The sequence below is a fragment of the Pseudomonas weihenstephanensis genome (genome assembly GCF_001043055.1).
GTDB lineage: Bacteria > Pseudomonadota > Gammaproteobacteria > Pseudomonadales > Pseudomonadaceae > Aquipseudomonas > Aquipseudomonas weihenstephanensis.
In genome coordinates this window covers 24,850-35,782 of record NZ_JYLF01000013.1, presented here as the reverse complement: position 1 = coordinate 35,782, position 10,933 = coordinate 24,850, and the positions used below count along the sequence as shown (strand labels likewise).

At 57.6% G+C, this 10,933-nt stretch carries 10 protein-coding genes; 6 read left to right on the top strand and 4 right to left on the bottom strand.

Annotation, left to right across the window (positions count from 1 at the left end; translation table 11 throughout):
- Positions 1-223 precede the first annotated feature (223 nt).
- The 3 genes from TU86_RS21530 to TU86_RS21520 all read left to right on the top strand — a co-directional run bounded on the left by TU86_RS21530 (position 224) and on the right by TU86_RS21520 (position 2,265).
- Positions 224-1,345, top strand: coding sequence for a beta-ketoacyl-ACP synthase III (locus TU86_RS21530; protein WP_048366352.1), 1,122 nt, complete (start codon positions 224-226; stop codon positions 1,343-1,345).
- Between the two features lie 84 nt (positions 1,346-1,429).
- Positions 1,430-2,032, top strand: coding sequence for an RNA polymerase sigma factor (locus TU86_RS21525; RefSeq protein WP_048366351.1), 603 nt, complete (start codon positions 1,430-1,432; stop codon positions 2,030-2,032).
- Positions 2,026-2,265: an anti-sigma factor family protein gene (locus TU86_RS21520; RefSeq protein ID WP_048366350.1), complete on the top strand. Its 240-nt coding sequence runs from the start codon at positions 2,026-2,028 to the stop codon at positions 2,263-2,265. Before TU86_RS21525 ends, TU86_RS21520 begins: the two co-directional genes overlap by 7 nt.
- Positions 2,266-2,327: 62 nt before the next feature.
- On the opposite strand, the gene TU86_RS21515 is transcribed toward TU86_RS21520, so the two are convergent.
- Positions 2,328-3,620 carry a putative porin gene (locus TU86_RS21515; RefSeq protein WP_048366349.1) on the bottom strand — a complete coding sequence of 431 codons (1,293 nt, stop codon included), beginning with the start codon at positions 3,618-3,620 and terminating at the stop codon, positions 2,328-2,330.
- Between the two features lie 258 nt (positions 3,621-3,878).
- On the opposite strand from TU86_RS21515, the gene TU86_RS21510 reads away from it, so the two are divergent.
- Positions 3,879-5,003: a GNAT family N-acetyltransferase gene (locus TU86_RS21510; RefSeq protein ID WP_048366348.1), complete on the top strand. Its 1,125-nt coding sequence runs from the start codon at positions 3,879-3,881 to the stop codon at positions 5,001-5,003.
- Between the two features lie 469 nt (positions 5,004-5,472).
- Here the strand turns inward: TU86_RS21510 and TU86_RS21500 are convergent, their stop codons facing one another.
- The 3 genes from TU86_RS21500 to TU86_RS21490 all read right to left on the bottom strand — a co-directional run bounded on the left by TU86_RS21500 (position 5,473) and on the right by TU86_RS21490 (position 9,014).
- Complete coding sequence (locus TU86_RS21500) at positions 5,473-7,305, bottom strand: ABC transporter ATP-binding protein (protein WP_048366346.1); 1,833 nt, start codon at positions 7,303-7,305, stop codon at positions 5,473-5,475.
- 102 nt (positions 7,306-7,407) lie between these two features.
- On the bottom strand, positions 7,408-7,977 hold the full coding sequence (locus TU86_RS21495) for a peptidylprolyl isomerase (RefSeq protein WP_048366345.1): 570 nt from the start codon (positions 7,975-7,977) through the stop codon (positions 7,408-7,410).
- A gap of 113 nt (positions 7,978-8,090) precedes the next feature.
- Positions 8,091-9,014 carry a PA3225 family LysR-type transcriptional regulator gene (locus TU86_RS21490; RefSeq protein WP_048366344.1) on the bottom strand — a complete coding sequence of 308 codons (924 nt, stop codon included), beginning with the start codon at positions 9,012-9,014 and terminating at the stop codon, positions 8,091-8,093.
- 226 nt (positions 9,015-9,240) lie between these two features.
- Between TU86_RS21490 and TU86_RS21485 the strand changes: the two genes are divergently transcribed.
- Together TU86_RS21485 and TU86_RS21480 are read left to right on the top strand one after the other, a co-directional pair.
- Entirely contained in the window at positions 9,241-9,840 is a 600-nt protein-coding gene (locus tag TU86_RS21485; RefSeq protein ID WP_048366343.1) for an FMN-dependent NADH-azoreductase, read from the top strand.
- A 216-nt stretch (positions 9,841-10,056) separates the two neighbouring features.
- Positions 10,057-10,917 carry a carboxylate/amino acid/amine transporter gene (locus tag TU86_RS21480; protein ID WP_048366342.1) on the top strand — a complete coding sequence of 287 codons (861 nt, stop codon included), beginning with the start codon at positions 10,057-10,059 and terminating at the stop codon, positions 10,915-10,917.
- The last annotated feature ends 16 nt before the right edge of the window (positions 10,918-10,933 follow it).

The window sequence follows — 10,933 nt, the reverse complement described above, 5'->3', positions numbered from 1 at the left end:
GCGCGCGCAATCAGTCCCCTCTCCCTTCGGGAGAGGGCCAGGGTGAGGGGCTTTGTTGCTCGCATAACGCCAAATGTTGCCTTTTATGGCAAACTTCGCGGCTATAAAGTCCAGACACAAATTTGATCCAAGGCATTTACCCCTCATGTGCTGGGGTAAGTCTTTTTATGACTTGGCACTAAGGTGCCAGTATTTTCTGCTTGATCAGAACAGAGGAACGACCGTGCATAACGTCGTCATCAGCGGCACCGGCCTGTACACCCCGGCCAACAGCATCTCCAACGAAGAGCTGGTGCAGTCTTTCAATACCTATGTGCAACAGTTCAATGCCGAGAACGCTGGCGCCATCGAGGCCGGCGAGATCGAGCCTCTGGCCGAGTCCAGCGCCGCTTTTATCGAAAAAGCTTCCGGTATCAAAAGCCGCTTTGTGATGAACAAGGACGGCATTCTTGATCCGCAACGCATGCGCCCGCATTTGCCAGAGCGCTCCAATGACGAGATGTCTGTGTTGTGCGAAATGGCTGTCGGCGCCGCCCGACAGGCGCTGGAACGTGCGGGTAAAACCGCTGCCGATATCGACGGCGTCATCGTCGCCTGCTCCAACTTGCAGCGCCCATACCCGGCCATTGCTATTGAAGTGCAACAGGCGCTGGGCATCCAGGGTTTCGGCTTTGACATGAACGTGGCCTGTTCATCGGCCACTTTTGGCCTTCAGACCGCCAGCAACAGCGTGCAACTGGGTCAGGCCCGGGCCGTGCTGCTGGTAAGCCCGGAAGTGTGCACCGGCCACTTGAATTTCCGTGACCGTGACAGCCACTTTATCTTTGGTGATGCGGCGACCGCCGTGATCGTCGAGCGTGCCGACCTGGCGACCTCCGCGCATCAGTTCGATATTGTCAGCACCAAGCTGCTGACCACGTTCTCCAACAGCATCCGTAACAACTTTGGCTTTCTTAACCGTGCCTCAGACGAGCCGGCGGACAGCCCGGACCGACTGTTCGTACAGGAGGGGCGCAAAGTATTCCGTGAGGTGTGCCCGATGGTGGCCGAGTTGATCGGTCAGCACCTTGAAGAAAACCAACTGAACGTAGCGGATGTGAAGCGCTTCTGGCTGCACCAGGCCAACCTGAGCATGAACCACCTGATCGTCAAGCGCCTGTTGGGTCGCGAAGCGTCGGTTGAAGAAGCCCCGGTGATTCTCGACACCTACGCCAACACCAGCTCGGCGGGTTCAGTCATCGCGTTCCACACTTATCAGGACGACTTGCCAAGCGGTGCACTGGCGATCCTCAGTTCATTCGGCGCAGGCTACTCCATTGGTAGCGTGATTTTGCGCAAGCGTTGATCCCTTGATGGTGTCGTCACGGGCGCAGGCTGCGAGCTTCAGGTTCGTCGCCTGCGCCCGCCACTTCAACCGCTGTGAGACCCAATGGCAGACACTCAATTATTAACCCGCTTGCTGGCCGGTGATGAGCGGGCCTTTCGCGAGCTGGTCAGTACCTATCAAAGCCCGATGCGTGCCGTGGCGTACGCGATTGTCGGCAATCGGCACGCCGATGAAGCCGTGCAAGATGCGTGGTTGTCGGTGGTGCGCAACCTGGCCGGGTTTGAGGGCCGCTCAAGCCTGAAAACCTGGCTGCTGACCATCACGGCCAACTGTGCGAAAAACCGCTATAAACAAAATCGCCGCGAAGTGCTGCTCGACGACCTGCCATCGCCCCACGGCACGATCGATGATGAGCGCTTCTCCAGTGATGGCCATTGGTTGCTGGCGCCTTTCGCCTGGCATCAGGACACACCTGAAGCCCTGCTCACCGAAGACGAATTGCGTGACTGCCTGGAGCACACATTGTTGAGCTTGCCGCAGCTGCAAAGCAGCGTGCTGGTGTTGCGTGAGCGTCAAGGGCTGGAGCTGGAGCAGATTTGTAATCTTCTGGAGATATCGCTCTCTAATGTTCGGGTGCTCGTGCACAGAGCCCGACTTAAAGTCTTCGCGACCGTGGAGCATTTCGAGGAAACCGGTGAATGTTGACCTGCAAACAGCAAGTAGCCCGCTCAAGCGATTATCTGGATGGTCAGTTGACGTTTCGTGAACGGTTGTTGGTGCGTCATCACTTGTTGTTTTGTCCCAACTGCCGTCGGTTCATCAAACACATGCGCTTGCTGGGGGCGACGTTGAAAAAGCTGCCCGAGACGCCACCGGCCGACCTGGACAGTACGGTTGAGCGCATGATGCGTGAGCGCTCGCGCTCGAGTGAAAGCTAAAAGAAAAAACGTCGTCGACGGATGTGGGGATCGACGACGCATTCTCTTAAGCCCAGGTGCCGTTAGAACTTGGCTTCAACGTCCAGTTGCAAGGTATTGGTGTTGGCATCTTTCTGGGTGGTGGTGGCGTAGTCGGCTTTGGTCAGGAAGTACGTCACGCCAACCCCGAAGTTCTTGTCGATCTCGTAGCCCAGTTTGACCTTGTGGCCGCGAGAACCGGTAGTGCCGTTCGCGAAGTCAGAGTCAGTGAAGGCACCGACCACGGCGTTACGCTGAATATCGCGGTAGTTGTAGTCCAGGCTGAAGGCGTTGTACTTGCTTTTGAAGCCCACCAGCCACGCATCGTCCTGATCGCTGTCGGTCTCGGCGTTATGCACGTATTGGCCATACAGCGACAGTGGCAACGGCAGGTTGGCAATATCGACCTGGCCAAAGCCTTCGTACAGACGGAACTCGTCGGTGCTGTTGCCGTTGACCGCCAGTGCACACGGGGTGGTTTTGGTGCCGGTGGTGGGGCACTTGCTGTCTTCGTCGTTTTTGTAGCCGTAAACACTGCCGCCCAGCGTCACTTTCAAGCTGTCGGTCGGCGCGAAACGTGCACCCAACTGGCCGGCGTACATGCTCAGGTCATTGCGAAATTGCACGCCTTCGCCGTCGACGTTGTCCTTGAGGGTGTAATAACCCGCGCTACCGAACATCTCGACGCCGCTGTTGCCCAGGTTGTGTTTGTAGGTGGCGGCCAGACCTTCGGGGTTGATGTCGCTGTCCCAGATCACATCGCCGGTGCTGACCCACGGTTGTGGCATCTTGCCGCCAATCAGGTGCAGGTTATTAATCGCCGTGGGGTGGTAGTCGATGTAGGCCTGATCCAGCCACAGCTGCTTCTTGTCGAAGTAGTTGTCCAGGTCCTGGTTGGTGGAGCGCGCATCGTCGCCGCCGCCCGTGGCAATACGAATACCGGTGTTCACTTGCGGGTTGATCTCGGTGTAGGCACCCAAACGAGCACGAATGCGCTGACGGTCCTTGTTTTTGCCGTCAGATTCGCCATCGATTTTGACTGTTTCCTGACGCACGCGTACGTCGCCCTTGAATTCAGTTTTGGCCGCCCAGGCCACTTTTTGTTCGAAGGCGCTCAGATCAGACTTCTTCACCTGATTGGCGGCAGCTTCTTGCTGGGCCTGTTTTTCACTGGTGAGTTCGGTTTGCAATTCAGCGTATTGAGCTGGCGAAATGGAGCCGTTGGCCTTGAGCATTTCCAGCAGTTTGGCATCGACCCCGGCGCTGGCCGGAATGCTCATGGCTATAGCCAAGCCGCCACACAGTCCCGCCGCAACCCGTGTAGATACAAGACGCATATGAATCTCCCAGTGGTGAGATGGCCCTAGCCACCCCAGGAAAAACGGCCCTTTATGGGCTCTGAATTGAAGCGGTGCGGGTGGACTTTCGGCGTGTGGGCCGATGACCACTCATAACCCCGCGATCTAAGAAGCGGCGTCAGTATCGCGGCTGGATATGACAGAAAAGTGGCAAAGTGATAGCAAGTCTGTGACAGCGTCATCGTCGCTGGCGGGGTGGTACCATCGCGGCCTTACGCCGCGTGCTGAGGTTTTTCAATGCCGTTACATCGTCTGGACAGCCTGTCGGCTATTAGCGCTCAGGAATGGGATGCGCTGGTGCCTGCCTCGCAACCGTTTCTGCGTCATGCCTTTCTCAGTGCCCTGGAAGACAGCGCCAGCCTTGGGCCGCATTCAGGTTGGCAGCCCGAGCATTTGCTGCATTACGAAAATGGGCAGCTGCAAGCGGCGTTGCCCAGTTATCGCAAATGGCACTCTTATGGCGAATACGTGTTTGATCACGAGTGGGCGGATGCTTGCGAGCGTGCGGGCATTGACTACTACCCCAAGCTTTTGACGGCCGTACCGTTTAGCCCGGTCAGTGGCCCGCGCTTGCTGGCGGCTCGCGCCGAAGACGGGTTCGCGCTGCTGGCGGCATTGCCCGGTTATCTGGAGGTCGAGGGGTTGTCCAGTGCGCACATCAACTTCACCGACCCGTTGGCCGATAACGCGTTGGCACAGCAACCGGGCTGGTTACAGCGGCTGGGCTGCCAGTTTCATTGGCAAAATCGTGAGTACCGCGACTTTCAGGACTTTCTCGATACGCTCAGCTCGCGTAAACGCAAGCAGATGCGCAAAGAGCGTGAGCAAGTGGCGGGGCAGGGGTTTGAGTTTGAATGGCTCGAAGGCCATCAGGTCAGCGAAGCACAGTGGGGCTTCGTCTACGCCTGCTATGCCAATACCTACGCCATACGCCGACGCACCCCGTATTTGACCCGCGCGTTTTTCAGTCTGCTGGCCGAGCGCATGCCAGCGGCCATTCGTGTGGTGATGGCCAAGCAAGCCAACCAGCCGGTGGCGATGGCCTTCAGCCTGGTGGGGGGCGACAGTTTGTACGGGCGTTACTGGGGCTGCCTGGCTGAGTTCGACCGGTTGCACTTTGAAACGTGTTTCTACCAGGGCATGGATTACGCCATCGCACAGGGTATTCAGCGCTTTGATGCGGGAGCACAGGGCGAGCACAAGTTGATTCGCGGCTTTGAACCGGTGATTACCCATTCATGGCATTACCTGCGCCACGCGGGATTGAAAGCGGCAGTCAGTGATTTTTTACGGCGTGAGCGGGAAGGTGTGTTGGCATATGCCCAGGAAGCCCGCTCAGCCTTGCCCTATCGGCAAGGCTGAGCCGTGCACACCCTCAAATCAGGCAGGTGCGTCATTTCGTTTTTCACATTGCGACAGATCCCTTCGGTTGGCCATTAATTCGGCAGCCGTTGAGTAGGTCGAGCGAAAAGGCAGCGCGGGGAGGGGCCCGTCCGGGGTCATGGCTACGCAATTTATGTACACGTAAGGGCCATTGCCCGGCAGCCGGTTTTTTTTGACTTTGGTGGGTTGCAGCTGCGTTGCATCGCCTTGGTGAGCCTCTGCCGCGTGGGCAAATGTAGCGAATGGCAAACCAAGCGTGAGCGTGATTAAAAAAATGCAGAGTCGGTTCATGAGTTCAGTCCATTGGATACGTCAGTGAAGACGCGAGCAGTTCGCGTCTGTACTTCACTGTAGTGTTCGCTCGACTCAACGCGGGGAGGGGGGGCTGATAATCGGCCGACTCACGTTGTAGGAATAGCCTGCCAGTTCGGCAGGCTATTGTTCTGGCTTAATCGATCCCGACAAATCCACCCGTTTGGTGTTGCCAGAGGCGTGCATACAAACCGCCCTGGGCGAGCAGTTCGGCATGCGTGCCGCTTTCGGCGATCTGACCTTTTTCCAGCACCACCAAGCGGTCCATGCGCGCGATGGTCGACAGGCGGTGAGCGATGGCGATCACGGTTTTGCCCTGCATCAGGGTTTCAAGGCTCTCTTGAATCGCTGCTTCCACTTCAGAGTCCAATGCCGAAGTGGCTTCGTCCATGATCAGAATCGGCGCGTTCTTGAGCAGCACGCGGGCGATGGCAATGCGCTGGCGCTGGCCACCCGACAATTTGACCCCGCGCTCACCCACATGGGCATCAAAGCCGGTTCGGCCTTGAGCGTCGGACAGCAGCGGGATGAATTCGTCGGCGCGGGCTTTATGCACGGCAGCCCATAATTGTTCGTCGGTGGCATCCGGTTTGCCGTACAGCAAGTTGTCGCGAATCGAACGGTGCAGCAGCGAGGTGTCCTGGGTAATCATGCCGATTTGCTCGCGCAGGCTTTCTTGCGTCACTTCGGCAATATTCTGACCGTCAATCAGGATGCGCCCGCCTTGGAGGTCGTACAGGCGTAGCAGCAGGTTGACCAGTGTCGATTTGCCGGCGCCTGAGGGGCCGATCAAACCGATTTTTTCGCCCGGTTTGATCACCAGGTTCAGGTCGCTGATGATGCCGCTGCGCTTGCCGTAGTGGAAGTCCACGTGTTCGAAGCGCACCTGGCCCCGGGTCACGTTCAGGCGCGGGGCATTTTCGCGGTCAGTCACCGCCACAGGCTGGGCAATGGTTTGCAGCCCGTCTTGGACCATGCCGATGTTTTCGAAGATGCCGTTGACCACCCACATGATCCAGCCGGACATGTTGACGATGCGGATCACCAGGCCCGTGGCCAGCGCAATGGCTCCCACGCTGATCAACGATTGGCTCCACAGCCACAGGGCCAGGCCGCTGGTGCTGACAATCAACAGGCCGTTCATGCTGGTGATGGTGACGTCCATGCTGGTGACGACACGGCTGGCCAGTCGGGTTTTTTCGGTTTGTTCGATGATGGCTTCGCGGGCGTACTGTTGCTCAAAGTGAGTGTGGGCAAACAACTTGAGGGTGGTGATGTTGGTGTAGCCGTCGACGATGCGGCCCATCAGTTTAGAGCGCGCTTCGGAGGACACCACCGAGCGTTCCTTGACCTTGGGGACGAAGTAATACAGTGCACCGATATAAAGCACGATCCAGGTCAGCAGCGGGAGCATGAGGCGCCAGTCGGCTTCGGCGAACAGCACCAGCGAGCTGATGGCATAGATCAACACGTGCCATAGCGCGTCCACCGCTTGCACCGCTGAGTCGCGTAACGAGTTGCCGGTTTGCATGATGCGTTGCGCAATGCGCCCGGCAAAATCGTTCTGGAAGAAGTTCAGGCTTTGCTTGAGCACATAGTTGTGATTCTGCCAGCGGATCAGGCTGGTCATGCTCGGGCTGAGGGTCTGATGCACCAATAAATCATGCAGGCCAAAGAACACCGGGCGAATGATCAAGGCCACGACGGCCATCCAGATCAGTTCACCCTTGTGGAGGCTGAAAAAGTCAGTGCTGGGCGTGCCCTGGGCCAGGTCGATCAAGGTGCTCAGGTAGCTGAACAGCGCGACTTCGACCAGGGCTGCGACCAGCCCCACCACGAGCAGCGCGGCAAAAATCGGCCATACCTGACGCAGGTAATAGAGGTAAAACGCCCACACGGTGGAGGGCGGTGCATCGGTGGGAGGCTTGCGGAAAATATCGATCAGTTGTTCGAAACGACGGTAGAGCATGGTCACTGACGCCCGCTGTGCGGGCTCTCCTTTAGTGGTGTGGCCGGTAGCACCCGATGGCGTAGTTTTTACCGGTCAGCGCTCCCTGCAAGACTCAATCCATCAGTCCACGCGTTTGGCGGACTTGATCAGAACCGGGTCAATCGGCACATTTTGCATGCCTTGCTTGGTGGTGGTCTGCGAGTTAACGATTTGATCGACAACGTCCATGCCTTTCACCACTTTGGCGAACACGGCGTAACCGGCATCACGGCCCGGATCAAGGAAGGCGTTGTCAGCCACGTTGATGAAAAATTGGCTAGTGGCAGAGTTCGGGTTGCTGGTACGGGCCATCGACAAGGAGCCACGCACGTTATGCAGGCCGTTGCTGGCTTCGTTTTTGATCGGGTCTTTGGTGTCTTTTTGTGTCATTTGAGCCGTGAAACCGCCACCTTGCACCATGAAGCCCGGGATTACCCGGTGGAAAATGGTGTTGGTGTAGAAACCGCTGTCGACGTATTCCAGAAAGTTCTTGCTGCTGATCGGTGCTTTTACCGGGTCCAGTTCGATTTCAATTTCCCCGAAGCTGGTGTTCAGCAGTACATGCGGCGCCTTGGTCGGTGCAGGCGTGGCAGCCATCAGGTTGGCAGCAAACAGCAGGGCACCAGCGGCGAGGGCAATCTTTTTAAGCATGGTTCAGTAATCCTGAAAAGTGGGGTGACGGGTCTATGTCACGCAGGCAATGGGGCGAGGTGTAGCGATCGTTGGACAGGATATGCGCGAATCCGGTTCCTGCCCACCGCTGTTCACGCTTGCAGTGGCGCAGCAAACGCTGCGTCCAGCGGCGCTGTATCAAAGGTGCGTAACAACTCGACAAGTATTTGGGTGGCAGGCCCCAGCGGTTTGTCCTTGTTGCTGTACAGGAAAAACACCGGGTGGCGGTTACCGCCCTGATGGAGCGGCAAAGGCTTGAGCACGCCTTCGTGTATTTCGCGTTCAATCATGTGTCGGGGCAGCCAGGCAAAACCCAGGCCGCTACCGACAAAGGCGGCAGCGGTGGCCAAGCTGCCAACGGTCCAGCGTTGTTCGGCGCCCAGCCAGCCCATGTCCCGTGGTTGCTGGCGCCCCGAATCGCGGATCACCACTTGCAGCTGGCTTTCAAGGTCCTGAAATTGCAGTTCACGTTGCAGACGGTGCAGCGGATGGTCCGGGTGAGCCACGGCGACAAACTCTACCGCACTCAACTCAGTGCCCAGATAGCCTGGAATATTGAAGCTGCTGATGGCCAGGTCAGCGACCCCTTCGAGCAGGACCTCCTCGACGCCGGACAGCACTTCTTCACGCAGGCGCACCCGACAGCCACGGCTTTGCGGCATAAATGCGGTCAGCGCGCGTACCAGCCGTGCGTTGGGGTAGGCAGCGTCCACTACCAGGCGAACTTCCGCTTCCCAGCCTTGCTCCATGTGGTGGGCCAGGTCTTCGAGCTGGCTGGCTTGTTTGACCAGCTGCCGCGAGCGGCGCAGCAATACGCCGCCCGCTTCGGTGAGCACCGCTTTGCGGCCGTCGATGCGCAGCAGTGGCACCCCGAGCTGATCCTGCATGCGGGCCACGGTATAACTGACGGACGATTGCGAGCGGTGCAGCACCTCGGCGGCCTGGGCAAAGCCGCCGTGGTCGACCACCGCTTGCAGGGTGCGCCATTGATCAAGGGTCACGCGGGGCGCTTTCACGATGAATGCCTCAAAGATGATTGGGTTAATGCGCAGTCGCTACCGAAGGCTGCGTCAGGTGTTAGGCGCGGCGACGAGAAACGGGCCAAATAGTCGCATCAGCAGGTGTTTTAATAAACAACTTAATAGATAGGTTGTAGCAGGTATTTGCGCTTTTTCATCGAACCAATGCTGTTTAGTCTTCACTCCATCGCCTTACAGCATTTAAAGATGGAGCCTACCTCTCATGTCCCGTGTCCTGATCATTGAAAGCAGCGCCCGCCAACACGATTCGTTTTCCCGTCAATTGACCCGCCAGTTCATCAGCCAATGGCAAGCCGCTCATCCTGAGGACCAGATGACGGTGCGCGATGTGGCGCTCAATCCGGTGCCGCATCTGGATGCTCATTTGCTGGGCGGCTGGATGAAACCTGAAGATCAACGCAGCGAGGCAGAGCAAACGTCCTTGCAGCGTTCAAACGAATTGACCGATGAATTGCTGGCGGCGGATGTGCTGGTGATGGCCGCGCCGATGTACAACTTCGCCATTCCCAGCACGCTCAAAGCCTGGCTGGACCACGTGCTGCGCGCCGGGGTGACCTTCAAATACACCGAAACCGGGCCGCAAGGTTTGCTCATCGGCAAGAAAGCTTACGTGCTGACCGCCCGTGGCGGTATCTATGCGGGTAGCACCGCGGACCATCAAGAACCGTATTTGCGTCAGGTGATGGCGTTTATCGGTATTCACGATGTGACGTTTATCCACGCCGAGGGTATGAACCTGGGCGGTGACTTTCAGGAAAAAGGATTGAACCAAGCCAAGTCCCGGCTTTCACAAGTGGCATGAGTTGTTAATCGACAGATAATCGGCGACAGGCTTAATCGTTTCATTGCTCCTTCAAGCATGCGGTTCGCGCATCGAACCTCCCTTTGCACTTTGCTCCTGAGTGCTCCAACCCGATCAGCCTCTGTGCCAGATCGGGTTTTTTTTGCCCGGCATTTCGTTGCACAACGAAAACCGCTAAGGTCGCGCACATTCCGTTGGGCAGCAGGCGAAACATTTATGGGTTATTTGTTGATTGTCACGCTGATACAGGCGTTTTCCTTCAGCCTGATTGGCGAGTATCTGGCAGGCCACGTCGACAGTTACTTTGCGGTGCTGGTACGGGTGGTGCTGGCGGGTCTGGTGTTTATCCCGTTGACGCGCTGGCGCAAGGTCGAACCCGGTTTTATGCGCGGCATGTTGCTGATCGGTGCTTTGCAGTTCGGCATCACTTACGTGTGCCTTTATCTGAGCTTTCGCGTGCTCACGGTGCCAGAAGTATTGCTGTTCACCATTTTGACGCCGCTGCACGTGACGTTGATTGAGGATGCGCTCAATCGGCGCTTCAATCCGTGGGCGTTGGTGGCGGCACTGGTGGCTGTCAGCGGGGCAGCGGTGATTCGTTTTGACAGCATCAGCCCGGACTTCTTTAAAGGCTTCCTGTTGCTGCAATTGGCCAACTTTACCTACGCTGCCGGCCAGGTGATGTACAAGCATCTGGTGGCGCGTTACCCCAGCGATCTGCCGCATTACCGGCGTTTTGGTTATTTCTATCTGGGCGCGCTGGCCGTGGTGTTGCCTGCATTTTTGCTGTTTGGCAAAGCGCACTTTTTACCGGACGCACCGTTGCAGTGGGGGGTGCTGGTATTTTTGGGGCTGGTCTCAACGGCACTCGGCATGTACTGGTGGAACAAAGGCGCGTGCCTGGTCAGTGGCGGCACGCTGGCGGTGATGAACAACCTGCACGTGCCGGTCGGCTTGCTGCTGAACCTGCTGATCTGGAACCAGCATGAACCGTTGGGCCGTTTGTTTTTGGGCGGGCTGGTGATTCTGCTCGCTGTTTGGATCAGTCGCCTCGACCGCAAGCCCGTGACGAGCTAAGGTCTTGGGACCTATC